Origin of the sequence: Microlunatus panaciterrae (assembly GCF_016907535.1) — a bacterium.
GTDB classification, from domain to species: Bacteria; Actinomycetota; Actinomycetes; order Propionibacteriales; family Propionibacteriaceae; genus Microlunatus; species Microlunatus panaciterrae.
Window position 1 is genome coordinate 2,793,730 of the sequence record NZ_JAFBCF010000001.1, and the last position, 15,421, is coordinate 2,809,150.

The following is a 15,421-nucleotide window of genomic DNA, read 5'->3' on the forward strand; positions in this document are numbered from 1 at the left end:
CGTACCGTTGACAGTTGGACACTTGGCCACGTCAACGTCGAGGTGGCCTTCAGAGATCGGAGGCTCGCTGTGTTCATCCAGATCATTCAAGGCAAGTGCACCCGCCACGACGAGATGCGGGCCATGATGGAGCGGTGGCGCGCCGAACGAGGCGACCAGGTGGAGGGTTGGCTCGGCGGCACCTACGGCTTCACCGACGACGACATGTTCGTGGGCGTCGTCCGGTTCGACTCCAAGGAGTCGGCGATGGCCAACTCGGACAGTCGCGAGCAGAGTGAATGGTGGGCCGAGACCGAGCGGCTCTTCGACGGCCCGGTGGAGTTCCACAACTGCAGCGACGTGACGTTGATGATGGACGGCGGCTCCGACCAGGCCGGTTTCGTCCAGATCATCCGCGGCAAGGCCGACAACCCGGACGAGCTGCGGTCGATGATGAGCGACACGGCCATGCTGCACGAGGCCCGGCCGGACATCCTCGGTGGGTCGCTGGCGATCGAGGACGACGGCACCTTCACCGAGACGGTCTTCTTCTCCGACGAGGAGTCGGCGCGACGCGGTGAGCAGGTCGAGATGCCCGCCGACGTGCGGCAACGGATGGAGTCGTCCATGCATGACGTCAGCTACCTGGACCTGCACCACCCGTTCTTCACCAGCCGCAGCTGACGAGGACTGTGCAGACCGTCGTCCCTGTCTGCAGGCCCCCGGAAGCCTGCACGGAGCGGCGACGGTCTGCACGGACGCGGCTGAACGGTCGCCGTTGAGCCGTGAAGCGCGAGGTCTGCCGGCCGCTTGTGCGTCCCGGCCCTCGGATGGGTTTTGCTAGGGTGCACCCGGATCGTCTGTGACCCGCGGTCCGGGAGGGTGATCGTGGACGCGGACCTGGTCGCGGCGCTGACAACGGCTCAAGGCAAGGCGGCTCTGGCCGCGGCAGCCGAGCAGTCGGATCCGAGCAGCCTGGCTGCCGCATCGGCTCTGCGTGCGCGGTTCAGTGCCGGACTGTCGTCAGCCGCGCTGTCCCAGGAGCATCTCCGACGCAGAGCCGTGCCGAAGTTCGGTGCGGCCGCCAACTCGATGCTGTTCACCCCCGACGGGCTTGAACAGGCGTCGAGGCCCGAGGTCTCGAGCTATCGGGCCCAGCGGCTGGTGGCGGCCGGCGTCCGGCGGGTGGTCGACCTGGGCTGCGGCATCGGCTCCGACGCGGTGGCCTTCGCCGCGGCCGGCCTGCGGGTGAGTGCGGTGGAACGCGACCCGGCGACGGCACTGGTGGCCCAGGCGAACCTGGGAACCAAGGGGATCGTCTACTGCGGCGATGCCGAGGAGGTCGCGCCCGACCTGGTGGCCGATCCGGGCACGGCGGTCTTCTGCGACCCCGCCCGCCGAGATGCCAAAGGACGGTTGTGGCAACTGGAGCAGTTCAGCCCCGACTGGTCCTTCGTGCTCGGGCTGCTCGAGTCGGGCCGACCGGCCTGCGTGAAGCTGGGGCCCGGGCTGCCACACTCGATGCTGCCGCGCGAGTTGGAGGCGGAGTGGATCAGCGTGCACGGCGACGTGGTCGAGGTCGCGCTCTGGGCCCATGCCGACAGCCGGCCGGGGGCCCGCGTCGCCACCCTCCTTCCGGCAGGGGAGCGGATCGTGCGCACCGACGCAGCGCCGGAGATCGGCGTCAGCGAGCCGAAGGCCTACCTCTACGAGCCGAACGGCGCCGTGATCCGGGCCGGCGCGGTCACCCTGGTGGGAGCCGCCCTGGACGCCACCCTGCTCGACCCCCAGATCGCCTACCTGACCTCCGATCGTCTGACGCACACCCCGTTCGCCACCGCGTTCGCGGTACGGGAGGCGCTGCCGTACCAGGAGAAGGCGCTGCGGGCGTGGGTCCGCGACCGCGGCATCGGTGAGCTCGAGATCAAGAAACGCGGCATCGACGTGGACCCCGCCGAGCTGCGCAAGCGGCTCCGGCCCAACGGTGCCAACCGGGCCACCCTGGTGCTGTCCCGCTCACCGCAGGGCGCCCGGGTGCTGGTGGTCGAGCGGGTCGCCTCGGCCTGAGGAACCTTTCAGCGGGTCGGAACGGTCCCACACCGGCGACCTCAGTCCTGGCCGACGGCCCCCCAGCCGTGCCAGCGGTCGATCTCGATCCAGGCACTGATCCGCCGGCGCTCCCGGTTGGGATAGGCGCCGCCACCGTAGTGTCTCGACAGTCGGTCGATGTCGGCGAGCTCCGCGTCCTCGATGAGCTCGACCACCCGACCCTGGACGCTGACGTGGGTCGACCAGTCACCGTCGGCGAGTGCGGTCAGTGAGACCCTGGGGTCCGCCCGCAGGTAGTCCAGCCGCTTGCGGGCGGCGTCCATGTTGACCAGGATCCGGCCACCGTCGAGCAGATACCAGGTCGCCACCGAGACCGGCTGGCCGTCGGGTCGCACTGCGGTGATCACCGCCGGGTTGGGCCGGGCGAGCAGCTCTGCGACATGGGCGGGTAGGGGAGCTCTGGGCATCGTTACCTCCGGGAAGCCGTGACTGATGTCGGCGCCACTCTGCCATGGGTAGGCGTCGCCGGCGGCGGCGCCGGCGGAAATTCCCGGCCACGACTCTGGCACTCGGCTTGACCGAGTGCTAACAGGCGCATACATTCTGATTAGCACTCTCACCATGAGTGTGCCAACGGACGGGACGGCACCGCGACGACGGCCCGGCCATCATTCATCTGCAAACCTGACACCTGTGAAAGGGGTTTGACGTGGCAAGCACGATCAAGCCGCTCGAGGATCGCATCCTCGTTCAGCCGCTCGAAGCTGAGCAGACCACGGCCTCCGGCCTGGTCATTCCCGATACGGCCAAGGAGAAGCCGCAGGAGGGCAAGGTCCTCGCGACCGGCCCCGGCCGCATCGACGACAACGGCAACCGTGTCCCGCTCGACGTGGCCGAGGGTGACGTCGTCATCTTCAGCAAGTACGGCGGCACCGAAGTCAAGTACGACGGCAAGGAGTTGCTGCTCCTGAACGCACGCGACATCCTCGCCGTCGTCACGAAGTAAGGGGTTACCCGATGCCAAAGATCCTTCAGTTTGATGAGGAGGCGCGCCGCTCGCTCGAGCGTGGCGTCGACACCCTCGCCAACACCGTGAAGGTCACGCTCGGCCCGAAGGGCCGTTACGTGGTGCTGGACAAGAAGTGGGGCGCGCCCACCATCACCAACGATGGTGTGACCGTGGCCCGCGAGGTGGAGCTGGACGACCCGTACGAGAACCTCGGCGCCCAGCTCGCCAAGGAGGTCGCCACCAAGACCAACGACGTCGCCGGTGACGGTACGACCACCGCGACCGTGCTCGCCCAGGCGCTGGTGCACGAGGGCCTGCGGGCCGTCGCGTCCGGTTCCAACCCGATCGAGCTCAAGCGCGGTATCGACGCAGCGGTCGAGGCCGTCGTCGCGCGCCTGAAGGAGGACTCCCGCGAGGTGCAGACCACGCAGGACATGGCTCACGTGGCCACCATCTCCGCCCGGGACGAGCAGATCGGCACCCTGATCGCCGACGCGTTCGACAAGGTCGGCAAGGACGGCGTGATCACCGTCGACGAGTCGCAGACCTTCGGCACCGAGCTCGAGTTCACCGAGGGCATGCAGTTCGACAAGGGCTACCTGTCGCCGTACTTCGTCACCGACGCGGAGCGGATGGAAGCGATCCTGGATGACCCGTACATCCTGATCCACTCCGGCAAGATCAGCTCGATGAGCGACCTGCTGCCGTTGTTGGAGAAGGTCATCGGAGCCTCCGGCACGCTGTTCATCGTGGCCGAGGACGTGGATGGCGAAGCCCTCTCCACCCTGGTCGTGAACAAGATCCGCGGCACCTTCACCTCGGTCGCCGTCAAGGCGCCGGCCTTCGGTGACCGCCGCAAGGCCATGCTCGAGGACATCGCCATCCTGACCGGTGGCCAGGTCGTCGCACCCGAGGTCGGTCTGAAGCTGGACCAGGTCGGTCTCGACGTGCTCGGTCGGGCCCGTCGGATCGTCGTCACCAAGGACAACACCACCATCGTCGACGGTGCTGGTAGCTCCGAGGATGTCGCCGGTCGGGTCGCCCAGCTGCGTGCCGAGATCGAGCGCACCGACTCGGACTGGGACCGCGAGAAGCTGCAGGAGCGGGTGGCCAAGCTGGCCGGCGGCGTCTGCGTGATCAGGGTCGGCGCTGCCACCGAGGTGGAGCTCAAGGAGAAGAAGCACCGCATCGAAGATGCCGTCTCTGCTACTCGGGCGGCCATCGAAGAGGGCATCGTCGCCGGTGGTGGTTCCGCCCTGGTGCACGCCGCCGCCGCGCTGGTCGACGGTCTCGGCCTGAAGGGTGACGAGCGGGTCGGCGTCGCCATCGTGAAGAAGGCCATCGTGGAGCCGCTGCGCTGGATCGCCGAGAACGGTGGCGAGCCTGGTTATGTGGTGACGGCGAAGGTCGCCGAGATGAAGCCGGGCAGCGGCTACAACGCCGCCACCGGTGAGTATGTCGACCTGCTGGCCGCCGGTGTCCTCGACCCGGTCAAGGTCACCCGGTCGGCGCTGGCGAACGCCGCCTCGATCGCCGCCCTGCTGCTCACCACCGAAACCCTGGTGGTGGAGAAGCCGGAGGACGAGCCTGAGGCAGCCGGTCACGGCCACAGCCACTGACCTGCGACCGTTGACAGGGCCCCTCCCCTCTGGGGGAGGGGCCCTGTTCGCGTCGGCGGGCGCCGACCCTGAGAATGTGGATCTCGTGACAGCCTGGACCCGTCCACCGCGCTCAGCCTGACGGCCGCGGGCCGTCTGGATCCAGATTTTCAGAGGGAGGGCACGATGAGCACACTGCTGGTGCTGCTCTACGTCTCCACCGGCGTCGCCGCCGCCTGGGAGGCACGCCGCAAGGGCTACCACGACCTGCTCTTCCTGCTGCTCGGGGTCGCACTGGGCCCCATCCTGCTGCTGGTGATGCTGGTACTGAAGCCGCGGCCACTTGCGGTCGGCCAGCCGGTCCGCCCGGCCGCGGTCATCAGGCTCGACGACGGACGCCGGATCCCGCCGTCGCACGTCTCGGTGGTCCGCGCCGTCTCGGTCGCCGACGGTGAGATCATCTGCCAGATCACCGCTCCGGGCGGCAGCCGGCACTGGGTCGCCCAGGAGGCCCTGTCCCGGGTGGGCCGGCCGGTCGAGGGCCTGGCCGCCTAGGACCGGTGCGGGGCATCGACCCGACCCTGGCTAGGCTCGGCTGACGTGACTGCTGCGAACCCCTTCTTCGCTCCCAGCGAGCTGCCGTACGAACTGCCGCCGTTTGCCCGGATCGAGGTGTCGCACTTCCGGGAGGCGCTGGAGCGGGGGATGGCAGAGCAGCTGGCCGAGGTCGAGGCGATCGCACTGTCGGCCGAGGAGCCGACGATGGCCAACACGATCGACGCCCTGGAGCGCTCAGGTCGCATCCTCACCCGGGTGATGCGGGTGTTCGACAACCAGACCTCGGCCGACACCAACGAGGAGCTGCAGCAGATCGAGGCGGACTTCGCTCCCCGCTTCGCCGCCCACGACGACGCGATCCTGCTGAACGAGCGGCTGTTCGCCAGGATCGACGCGCTGTACGCCAGGCGGGACGAGCTGGACCTGACCGCCGAGGCACGCCACGTCCTGCGGCGCTACCACCTGGACTTCGTCCGCGCCGGGGCGGCGCTGGCCCCTGAGCAGCGGCAACGGCTGCGGGAGATCAACACCCAGCTGGCATCGTTGTCCACCCTGTTCGGCAGCAACCTGCTGGCCGACACCAACGCGTCGGCGCTGCAGCTGAGCTCCCGAGCGGACCTGGACGGGCTCTCCGAGGATGCCATCGCGGCAGCGGCGGCGGCCGCGCAGTCCCGCGGCCTGGACGGTTACCTGATCACGCTGGTGCTGCCGACGCACCAACCCGCGCTGGAGTCGCTCACCAACCGACAGGTTCGGCGTCGGCTGTACGAAGCCTCGGTTGCTCGCGGTAGCCGAGGCAACGCCCACGACAACACCGACATCGCCCGGCAGCTGGTGGTGCTGCGGGCCGAGCGGGCCGAGCTGCTCGGCTATCGCAGCCACAGCGACTATGTGCTTGCCGACCGGACGGCCGGGTCGAACGAGCAGCTGGACGCGATGCTCGACCAGCTGATCGCCCCGGCGGTGGCCAACGCGCACGCGGAGCAGGCCGACCTGGCGGCGGCCATGGCGGCCGACGGTGTCGAGGACGAGTTCGCCGCCTGGGACTGGGCCTTCTATGCGGAGGCGGTGAGGCGGGAGCGGTACGAGCTGGACACCAACGCCCTGCGGCCCTACTTCGAGGTGGACCGCACCCTGGTGGACGGGGTCTTCTTCGCCGCCACCAGCCTCTACGGCATCACCTTCACCGCTCGCGACGATCTGCAGGCCTATCATCCCGAGGCGCGGGTGTTCGAGGTACGCAACGCCGACGGCTCCGAGCTCGGGCTCTTCATCGCCGACTACTTCACCCGCGACTCGAAGCGCGGCGGCGCCTGGATGAACTCGCTGGTGACCCAGTCGAGACTGCTCGACCAGAAACCGGTCGTGCTGAACAACATGAACATCCCGAAGCCGCCTCCGGGCCAGCCGGCGCTAATGAGCCTGGACGAGGTCCGGACCATGTTCCACGAGTTCGGTCATGCGTTGCACGGACTCTTCTCCTCGGTCACCTACCCACGGGTGGCCGGTACGGCGGTGGCCCGCGACTTCGTCGAGTACCCCTCGCAGGTCAACGAGATGTGGCTGAGCTGGCCCGAGGTGATCGCCAACTACACCAGGCATCACGAGTCGGCGGAGCCGCTGCCGGCGGACGTGATCACCAGGATCGAGGAGTCGTCGGCGTTCAACCAGGGCTTCGAGACCGTGTCGTACCTGGCCGCGACCTGGCTGGACCTGTGCTGGCACCGACTCGGCGCAGCTGAGGCTCGGGCGTTGGAGGGCTCGATCGAGGACTTCGAGCGCCGGGCCCTCGAGCAGGTCGGGCTGGCGCTCGAGACCGTTCCGCCTCGCTATCGCAGTGCCTACTTCAACCACATCTTCGCCAGCGGCTACGCGTCCGGCTATTACTCCTACATCTGGAGCGAGGTGCTGGACGCCGACACGGTGGAGTGGTTCAAGGAGTCTGGCGGCCTGCAGCGCCGCAACGGCGACCTCTTCCGCGACGCCCTGCTCGCCCGCGGGGCCAGCGGCCCCGAGATGTCCTTCTTCGAGTCCTTCCGGGGGCGGCCCGCCTCGATCACTCCGCTGCTGGAGCGTCGCGGTCTGGCCAGCGCCCCGAGTTCGCCCTAGGCTGCTGTCCGGGCGACGTCGCGTCCGCGTCTGAAGATCCGCCAGCATAATGCTTGGCTATGGATCGTCGGCCTGAGAGAGTGAGACCAGTCGATAACAGGGGCGGCATGGTGAGGGGGCACGGGGATGACGCAGGACGGTCTGTCGGTGGTGCCGAGCGGCGAGCTCGTCGCCGAGGCGAAGGCCGGTGACCGCACCGCGATCGACCTCCTGATCGGGTTGGTCCGCCCGCTGATCTACCGTTACTGCCGGTCTCGGCTGGCCAGCTATGCCGGTGGCCTGGACATCGCCGACGACGTCGCGCAGGAGACCTGCATGGCTGTCTACCGGGTACTGCCATGGTACGAGGACAGGGGAGTGCCGTTCGCCTCCTGGCTGTATGCCATCGCCTCCCACAAGGTGGCCGATGCGCAGCGGTCCTACCTCCGGTCGCCGACCCTCCTCGATGAGCTCCCGGAGGTGGCCGAGCCCTCACCGACACCGGAGGAGCGGCTGATCGCAGCCGCCAACGCCGGCATCGTCCTCGACCTGGTGGACCAGCTGCCGGAGAAGATGCGCAACGTCGTGATGCTGCGCACCGGCGGGGCAACGGCCGAGGAGACCGCAGTGATGCTCGGCATGAGTGCCGGAGCGGTACGGGTGACCCACCACCGCGCGCTGACCAAGTTGCGGGCGCTGGCGCATCAGGCCGGCGCGGTGCCGGACCCGTCGGTGGATGGCAGCGACCTGCTCGAGACCGCCAGCTGACGCGGTTGCGGTCGCCAGGCGGACGCGGCTGGGTGTCCGGTCGGGAACGTCGTTAGCATGAGGGTTCCCCGTTTGCGCGAAAGGCAACTTGTGTCGCAGTCCGCTGGTGATCTCACCGCCTCTGGTGTACCTCAACCGTTCGAAACTCTTGGCCTGACCTTCGACGATGTGCTGTTGCAGCCGGCCCAGAGCGAGATCATCCCCTCCGAGGTCGATACCACTACCCACATCTCCAAGCGGATCTCCATCCGCATCCCGCTGGTGTCGTCGCCGATGGACACCGTGACGGAGTCCCGGATGGCCGTCGCCATCGCCCGTCAGGGCGGACTCGGCGTGCTGCACCGCAACCTCTCGATCGAGGACCAGGCCCATCAGGTCGACGTCGTGAAGCGCTCCGAGGCCGGCATGGTGGACGAGCCGATCACCATCTCGCCGGACGCCACGATCGGGGAGGCCGACGAGCTCTGCGGTCTGTACCGGATCTCCGGGGTGCCGGTCGTCGACGCCGAGATGCGGCTGCTCGGGATCGTCACCAACCGGGACATGCGCTTCGAGCACGACCCGACCCGGCTGGTCGGCGAGGTGATGACCAAGATGCCGTTGGTCACCGGCCCGGTCGGCATCGCCGGCGACGACGCGATGCGGCTGCTGGCACAGAACAAGATCGAGAAACTGCCACTGGTCGACCCGCAGGGTCGGCTCAAGGGCCTGATCACCTTGAAGGACTTCGTCAAGTCCGACAAATACCCGAACGCCTCGAAGGACCCGCAGGGTCGGCTGCGGGTCGGCGCGGCCGTCGGCTTCTTCGGCGATGCATGGGAGCGGGCGATGGCGCTGATCGACGAGGGCGTCGACCTGCTCATCGTCGACACCGCCCACGGCCACACCCAGGGCGTGCTGGACATGATCCGCCGGTTGAAGTCCGAGCGGGCCGCCTCCGAGGTCGACATCATCGGCGGCAACGTCGCCACCTTCGCCGGGGCCAAGGCACTGGTCGAGGCCGGCGTCGACGGCGTCAAGGTCGGCGTCGGTCCGGGCTCGATCTGCACCACCCGGGTGGTCGCGGGCGTCGGCGTACCGCAGGTGACAGCCATCCACAACGCCTCCCGGGCCTGCCGGCCAGCCGGTGTACCGGTGATCGGCGACGGCGGTCTGCAGTACTCCGGCGACATCGCCAAGGCGCTGGTGGCCGGTGCGGACACGGTGATGCTGGGTTCGCTGCTGGCCGGCTGCGACGAGAGCCCCGGCGACCTCGTCTTCATCAACGGCAAGCAGTTCAAGACCTACCGCGGGATGGGGTCGCTCGGGGCGATGGCCGCCCGCGGCCGGAAGCCGTCCTACTCCAAGGACCGGTACTTCCAGAGCGACGTCGGTACCGACGACAAGCTGATCGCCGAAGGGATCGAGGGTCAGGTGCCCTATCGGGGGCCGGTCGAGGCGGTGGCCTACCAGCTGGTCGGTGGGCTGCGGCAGTCGATGTTCTACACCGGCGCCGGCACCATCACCGAGCTCCAGGAACGCGGCTCGTTCGTCCGGATCACCTCGGCCGGGCTCCGCGAGTCGCACCCGCACGACATCCAGATGACGGTTGAAGCCCCGAACTACTCGGGTCAGTAAGGGGTCACGCAATGTACGAGATCGGTCGCAGCAAACGGGCTGAGCAAGCCTTCGCGTTCGACGACATCGCCATCGTCCCGTCGCGCCGCACCCGTGGCGACGACGAGGTGTCGTTGTCCTGGCGGATCGACGCCCAGACGTTCGCCTTTCCGCTGATCGCCGCACCGATGGACTCGGTGATGTCGCCGCAGACAGCGATCACGGTCGGCCGCCTCGGCGGCCTGGGTGTCCTCAACCTGGAGGGTCTGTGGACCCGTTATGCCGAGCCGCAGCCGCTGCTCGACGAGCTGGCCGGCATCGAGGACCCGCTGGCCGCGACCCGACGGATGCAGCAGATCTATGCCGAGCCGATCAAGCCCGAGCTGATCAGGTTGCGGATGTCGGAGATCCGCGAGGCCGGGGTGCCGGCAGCGGGATCGCTGTCGCCGCAGAACACCCAGGCCTACGCTCAGGCCGTCGTCGACTCCGGCGTGGACTTCTTCGTCATCCGCGGCACCACTGTGTCGGCCGAGCACGTGTCGAAGGAGCACGAGCCGCTGAACCTGAAGCAGTTCATCTACGACCTCGACGTACCGGTGATCGTCGGCGGTTGCGCCACCCACCAGGCGGCGTTGCACCTGATGCGGGCCGGCGCCGCCGGTGTTCTGGTCGGCTTCGGCGGCGGGGCAGCGCACACCACCCGGTCCGTACTGGGCGTCGCCGTGCCGATGGCCTCAGCCGTGTCCGATGTCGCGGCCGCTCGGCGCGACTATCTGGACGAGTCCGGTGGCCGCTATGTCCATGTCATCGCGGACGGGTCGATCGGCCGGTCCGGTGACATCGCCAAGGCGATCGCCTGCGGAGCCGACGCGGTGATGGTCGGCTCGCCACTGGCCCGGGCCGACGAGGCGCCCGGCCGCGGCTACCACTGGGGCGCGGAGGCCTGGCACGACAGCCTGCCGCGCGGTGAGCGGGTGAAGTTCAACCCCGTCGGCAGCCTCGAGCAGATCCTGCTCGGCCCGTCGTCGGTCCCAGACGGCACCATGAACCTGGTCGGTGCCCTCCGCAAGGCGATGGGCACCACCGGATACACCGAGGTGAAGGAGTTCCAGCGGGTCGAGGTCGTCGTCGGCTAACGGCGGCCTCGCGGAGGGAATGCATCGGCAACCTTGACAAATCCTGACCGCGGGCTGGAGGCTGCCCGTGGTGCATCCTCTCGACGTCAACGCGATTGACGCGCCCTACGAAGCCAAGGGAGCCTCACAATGTCTCGAGTCACGAGTCGGGGAGGGCTGCGCCGACTGACCGCGGCCACCCTCGCCGCAGGGCTGGCGATCGCCGGCCTGGTGGGTGTCGGCAGCACGACCGCAGCAGCCGATCCGCCCGCATCGTCGAGGACCCGCGTCGCCTCCGACACGCGCGACGTGGGCGAGAACGTCCGCAAGCAGCAGAAGGTCCACCTGTCCAAGTCGGAGCGGGCCGAGTTCGCCGACGATGCCCCGGCAGCCCAGTCACGGACGCAACTGCGCTCCCAGGCGGCCGCGGATGAGGCGACCGGCACCCCGATCGGCGGTGAGAAGTCCTGGCTGGTGCTGAACGACTACACCGGCAGCTACAACGCGGCGTCCTACGTACTGCGCGGCGTCGGGCAGGACATCGAGGTCTGGGTGCAGAAGAACATCGACTTCCCGGCCGGCGACTGTCGCAATGACGGCGTCCGCAACGTGGTCACCGACCAGCAGGTCCAGTCGCTGATCACCGAGTTCGACAGCAACATCCTGCCCAAGGAGTCGGAGGCCTTCTCGGTGGCTCCCGAGCGGGACGGCACCCAGTCCGTCGACGTCGGTTTCGGCGCACCGCTGTGGCAGATCCTCGGCGGCGGGAACCCCGACTACTACAAGGGTGACGGCAAGAAGACGGTGGCGCTGATCAGCAATGTGCGGGACGCCAACTACTACGCCCCGACCACCCCGGACGGCCAGACCTACATCGCCGGCTTCTTCTCCCCGCTCTACAACGAGGCGTTCGACCGCAACGTGATGACGATCGACTCCTACGACTGGCTGCACCGCACCGGCGCCAACCCGCCGGACGAGACCCCGGGCGGGTTGTGCAGCGCCAAGCAGGCGGCGCGTCCGCACGCGTACGAGGGCACCTTCGCCCATGAGTACCAGCACCTGCTGCAGTACTACACCGACCCGGGGGAGAACACCTGGCTGAACGAGGGTCTGTCCGACTATGCCCAGACGCTGGTCGGCTACGTCGACACCACGATCCCGTACGGGCAGAAGGGGGCGGACTCGCACATCAGCTGCTTCCAGGGCTTCCTGGGCAGTGACACCTTCCCCTACTGCGGGGCGGAGAACTCGCTCACCCGTTGGGCCGACCAGGGGTCACCCTCCATCCTGTCCGACTACGGCGCGGCGTACTCCTTCGTCACCTATGTCGCGGACACCTTCGGTGAGCAGGCGGTCACCTTCCTGCACCGCGACGGCGCCAACGGGCTCGCCTCGCTGCAGAGTTACCTGGACGACCACGCGCCCGGTCTGAGGTCCACCGACGTGGTCCACGACTGGGCCACGGCGATGGCGGTCGACGGCTGGCTGGACGGCAAGGCGACGGGGCTCAACCGGGACCAGCGGTCGCGGTTCAGCTCCAAGCAGCTGCACTCGGCGATCGACTGGGCCTGGAGCGGCTCCTATGACTCGCCAGGGGCTCCGGCCAACGGTTCGGACTACGTGCTGGGGATGGACGGCCGGCCGGTGAACGGCAACACCCTCGGCAAGGTCCAGTTCCGAGGCGCACCCAGCTATGCGCCGGACCCGCTCGAGTGGACCATCGCGGACGGGGCGCTGTATGCCGGCGAGGGCAACGAGCTCGACCGTGCCGCCGTCTACTCCGTCGACGTCCCGGCGGGCGGCAACCTGACCTTCACCACCCGGTACGACATCGAGCAGGGCTGGGACTTCGGCGTCGTGCAGGTCTCGACCGACGGCGGCAAGTCCTACACCACCCTGGCCAACGCCGACACGACCAGCACGCACGCCGACGGCGCTGACGGCAAGATCGTGTCCCAGCTGCCCGGGCTCACCGGGCTGAGCGGTGGCTGGCGGAACGAGACGTTCGACCTGAGCGCCTACGCCGGCAAGAGTGTGCTGCTGTCGTTCCGCTACCTCACCGATGCGGCCGCCAACGGCAACGGTGGGACCGGCCCGACGGGCTGGTGGGTGAAGGACGTCAAGGTGGGTGACACCCAGGTCACCACCGGCGCGACCACCGACGGTGCCCGGTCGGCGACCGAGGTGTCGCCGATCCCGGTGGCCGGCTGGAAGCTGCAGGCCGTCGGCTGGACGCTGAGCGGTACGAAGGTCCGCTACCTGGAGGTCAAGCTGAACAGGCACAACGCCGCGACGCTCGACCGCAAGGCGCTGAGGAAGCGGTTCAGCAAGGTAGACCGGATCGGCTTCATCGTCACCGTGGACGACCCGAAGGAGGTGGCGACCAAGAACGCCAGCTACCGGCTCCGGGTCAACGGGACGCTGCAGCCGGGTGGCTCGGGCAACACCGGCGTCTCACCCGGCCAGCTGCCCCTCTCCCGGCAGCTGCCGGTCCGCACCAGCTGATCCAGGCCCTGAGCCTGTCGAAGGGCGGCTCTTCGACACGCTCAGAGCCTGTAGCGGCCGGAGGTCGGAGGGGCCGACCGCTGGGTGGGATGTGGTGGGTGACCCGGCCGGGCGCCTCCTACGCTGGTGGCCGTGAGCGATGACGTGACCGGCGAGTTGAACCGCCTCAGAGACAGCATCGACAACATGGACGCTGCTCTGGTGCACCTGCTGGCCGAGCGGTTCAAGATCACCCAGCAGGTGGGGGTGCTGAAAGCGGAGCACGGCCTCCCGCCGGCCGATCCTGCCCGTGAGGCGCGGCAGATTGCTCGGCTCCGTGCTCTGGCGCTGGAGGCCAAGCTGGATCCGGAGTTTGCCGAGAAGTTCCTCAACTTCGTGGTGGCCGAGGTCGTCCGGCACCATCAGTCCATCGCCGAACGGGCCTGACCAGACCGGTCAGCCCCCGTCGGCGACCGCAGCCCCGGCCACCTTGCCAGAGAACAGGCAGCCGCCCAGGAAGGTTCCCTCCAGGGCCCGGTAGCCGTGCATTCCGCCACCCCCGAAGCCGGCCGCCTCACCGACGGCGTAGACCCCGGGCAGCAGGCTGCCGTCGGGGCGGAGTACGCGACCCGACAGGTCGGTCTCCAGCCCACCGAGGGTCTTGCGCGTCAGGATGTGCAGTCGGACGGCGATCAGCGGCCCGTGCTCGGCCGACGCGGTGCCCGGGCGCCGCCGGTCCAACAGCTCGTGAGGCGGTGCGACCCGGATGAGCCGATCGCCAAGGAAGCTGCGGGCTGCCCGGCTGGCGACCACCTGCGGATCCTTGCCCAGACCGCTGCGTACCTGCAGATCACGGGCCTCGATGATCTGGCCGAGCGCGTCGGCGTTGACCAGCCGCTCGCCGGCCAGCGCGTTCATCTTTCCAGCCAGCTCGGTCACCGTGGCGGCGGAGACGAAGTCGACGCCCCGGTCAAGGAAGGCCTGGACCTCAGGCGTCGGACCGCCGCGGACTCGGGAGGTCAGGCCTCTGACGTCCTTGCCGGTCAGGTCGGCGTTCTGCTCCGAGCCCGACAGGGCGAACTCGGCGGCGATGGTGGTCAGGTCCAGCACGAACCAGGAGTAGTCGTAGCCGGTTCGGGTGATGTGGCGCAGGGCACCGAGCGCGTCAAAGCCGGGGAACAGCGGCGCCGGCAGCCGCTGCCCGTGCGCATCGAGCCACAGCGACGACGGGCCGGGCAGGATCCGGATGCCGTGAGACGTCCAGATCGGCGAATGGTTGATGATCCCCTCCGGGTAGTGCCACATCCGGTCGGAGTTGATCACCCGGCCGCCGGCCGTCTGGGCGACCTCGATCATGGAACCGTCGACATAGTCCGGCACCCCGGAGATCAGCTGCTGCGGCGGCTGTCCCCACTGGGTGGGCCAGTACCGGCGCACCAGGTCGACGTTGGCGCCGATCCCGCCGCTGGCGATGATCACCGCCCCCGCGCTGAAGGAGAAGTCGCCCACCGCGGTCCGGCTGGTCGGAACCCCGCGGGCTGCGGTGGTGGGCTCCAGCACCCGTCCGCCGATGCGCACCTCGGACTCGTCGACCTGCAGGTGATCGACCCGATGCCGACTGCGGATCCGCACGGTCTGCGACTGCAGCACCTGGGCCGCGAACGGTGCCACCAGTCCCGGGCCGGTGCCCCAGGTGACGTGGAAGCGGGGGACCGTGTTGCCGTGGCCGGGCGCGGGGTATCCGCCACGTTCGGCCCACTGCACCAGCGGGAACCAGCGGACCCCGAGCCGGTGCAGCCAGCTCCGCAGCTCTCCTGCGGCGAAATGCACATACGCCTCGGCCCACCTGCGTGGCCAGTAGTCCTCACCTCGGTCGAAGGCCGCCGAACCCAGCCAGTCGGCCAGGGCGATCTCCTCTGAGTCGTGAACCCGCAGCCGGCGTTGCTCCGGGGTGTCGACCAGGAAGAGCCCGCCCAGGGACCAGTGCGCCTGGCCGCCCAGCGACTGCAACGCCTCGCCGTCGACCAGCAGCACCGACCGGCCGGCCGCTGCCGCAGTGGCCGTCGCGACCAGTCCGGACAGGCCCGCGCCGACCACGATCACATCAGCGTCCATACCGGCATGGTCTCAGACCGCGACGGCCGTCGTAAGGCGTTTCGGCAGCAGCTGGCGGA

13 protein-coding genes are annotated in these 15,421 nt (G+C 68.9%); 11 read left to right on the forward strand and 2 right to left on the reverse strand.

The genetic code is table 11. The features are described 5' to 3' along the window. The first annotated feature begins 69 nt into the window (after positions 1-69). Positions 70-663: a hypothetical protein gene (locus tag JOE57_RS12805; RefSeq protein WP_204918509.1), complete on the forward strand. Its 594-nt coding sequence runs from the start codon at positions 70-72 to the stop codon at positions 661-663. A 204-nt stretch (positions 664-867) separates the two neighbouring features. Continuing rightward, the gene (locus JOE57_RS19205; RefSeq protein WP_204918511.1) at positions 868-2,046 is read left to right on the forward strand and encodes a THUMP-like domain-containing protein; all 1,179 of its coding nucleotides are present in this window, start codon (positions 868-870) and stop codon (positions 2,044-2,046) included. 41 nt (positions 2,047-2,087) lie between these two features. Here JOE57_RS19205 and JOE57_RS12815 read toward each other — a convergent pair whose 3' ends face one another. After that, positions 2,088-2,597: a PPOX class F420-dependent oxidoreductase gene (locus JOE57_RS12815; protein ID WP_338041296.1), complete on the reverse strand. Its 510-nt coding sequence runs from the start codon at positions 2,595-2,597 to the stop codon at positions 2,088-2,090. Positions 2,598-2,737: 140 nt separating this feature from the next. Here JOE57_RS12815 and groES point away from each other — a divergent pair, with 140 nt between their 5' ends. The 9 genes from groES (at position 2,738) to JOE57_RS12860 (ending at position 13,694) form a co-directional block, all read left to right on the forward strand. Beyond that, a complete protein-coding gene (gene groES, locus JOE57_RS12820; protein ID WP_204918513.1) occupies positions 2,738-3,034 on the forward strand; it encodes a co-chaperone GroES in 297 nt (98 codons plus the stop codon). An 11-nt stretch (positions 3,035-3,045) separates the two neighbouring features. Further along, entirely contained in the window at positions 3,046-4,656 is a 1,611-nt protein-coding gene (gene groL / locus JOE57_RS12825; protein ID WP_204918515.1) for a chaperonin GroEL, read from the forward strand. Positions 4,657-4,821: 165 nt separating this feature from the next. Then, a complete protein-coding gene (locus JOE57_RS12830) occupies positions 4,822-5,190 on the forward strand; it encodes a hypothetical protein (protein WP_204918518.1) in 369 nt (122 codons plus the stop codon). A gap of 45 nt (positions 5,191-5,235) precedes the next feature. After that, positions 5,236-7,302 carry a M3 family metallopeptidase gene (locus tag JOE57_RS12835; RefSeq protein ID WP_204918520.1) on the forward strand — a complete coding sequence of 689 codons (2,067 nt, stop codon included), beginning with the start codon at positions 5,236-5,238 and terminating at the stop codon, positions 7,300-7,302. 126 nt (positions 7,303-7,428) lie between these two features. Then, complete coding sequence (locus JOE57_RS12840; RefSeq protein ID WP_204918522.1) at positions 7,429-8,049, forward strand: sigma-70 family RNA polymerase sigma factor; 621 nt, start codon at positions 7,429-7,431, stop codon at positions 8,047-8,049. A 57-nt stretch (positions 8,050-8,106) separates the two neighbouring features. Further along, entirely contained in the window at positions 8,107-9,666 is a 1,560-nt protein-coding gene (gene guaB, locus JOE57_RS12845; protein WP_204918524.1) for an IMP dehydrogenase, read from the forward strand. An 11-nt stretch (positions 9,667-9,677) separates the two neighbouring features. Then, the gene (locus tag JOE57_RS12850) at positions 9,678-10,781 is read left to right on the forward strand and encodes a GuaB3 family IMP dehydrogenase-related protein (protein WP_204918526.1); all 1,104 of its coding nucleotides are present in this window, start codon (positions 9,678-9,680) and stop codon (positions 10,779-10,781) included. A gap of 129 nt (positions 10,782-10,910) precedes the next feature. Next, a complete protein-coding gene (locus tag JOE57_RS12855) occupies positions 10,911-13,268 on the forward strand; it encodes a M6 family metallopeptidase (RefSeq protein ID WP_204918528.1) in 2,358 nt (785 codons plus the stop codon). Positions 13,269-13,400: 132 nt separating this feature from the next. Continuing rightward, on the forward strand, positions 13,401-13,694 hold the full coding sequence (locus JOE57_RS12860) for a chorismate mutase (protein WP_420827676.1): 294 nt from the start codon (positions 13,401-13,403) through the stop codon (positions 13,692-13,694). 9 nt (positions 13,695-13,703) lie between these two features. Here JOE57_RS12860 and JOE57_RS12865 read toward each other — a convergent pair whose 3' ends face one another. Then, positions 13,704-15,362 carry an FAD-binding dehydrogenase gene (locus JOE57_RS12865; RefSeq protein WP_204918530.1) on the reverse strand — a complete coding sequence of 553 codons (1,659 nt, stop codon included), beginning with the start codon at positions 15,360-15,362 and terminating at the stop codon, positions 13,704-13,706. Positions 15,363-15,421: the final 59 nt, after the last annotated feature.

Bases quoted from the DNA above. Each gene is read 5' to 3' on its own strand.
- groL (WP_204918515.1), top strand. From the start codon at position 3,046: ATGCCAAAGATCCTTCAGTTTGATGAGGAGGCGCGCCGCTCGCTCGAG.
- JOE57_RS12830 (WP_204918518.1), top strand. From the start codon at position 4,822: ATGAGCACACTGCTGGTGCTGCTCTACGTCTCCACCGGCGTCGCCGCC.
- JOE57_RS12840 (WP_204918522.1), top strand. From the start codon at position 7,429: ATGACGCAGGACGGTCTGTCGGTGGTGCCGAGCGGCGAGCTCGTCGCC.
- guaB (WP_204918524.1), top strand. From the start codon at position 8,107: ATGAGGGTTCCCCGTTTGCGCGAAAGGCAACTTGTGTCGCAGTCCGCT.
- JOE57_RS12850 (WP_204918526.1), top strand. From the start codon at position 9,678: ATGTACGAGATCGGTCGCAGCAAACGGGCTGAGCAAGCCTTCGCGTTC.
- JOE57_RS12855 (WP_204918528.1), top strand. From the start codon at position 10,911: ATGTCTCGAGTCACGAGTCGGGGAGGGCTGCGCCGACTGACCGCGGCC.
- JOE57_RS12865 (WP_204918530.1), bottom strand. From the start codon at position 15,362: ATGGACGCTGATGTGATCGTGGTCGGCGCGGGCCTGTCCGGACTGGTC.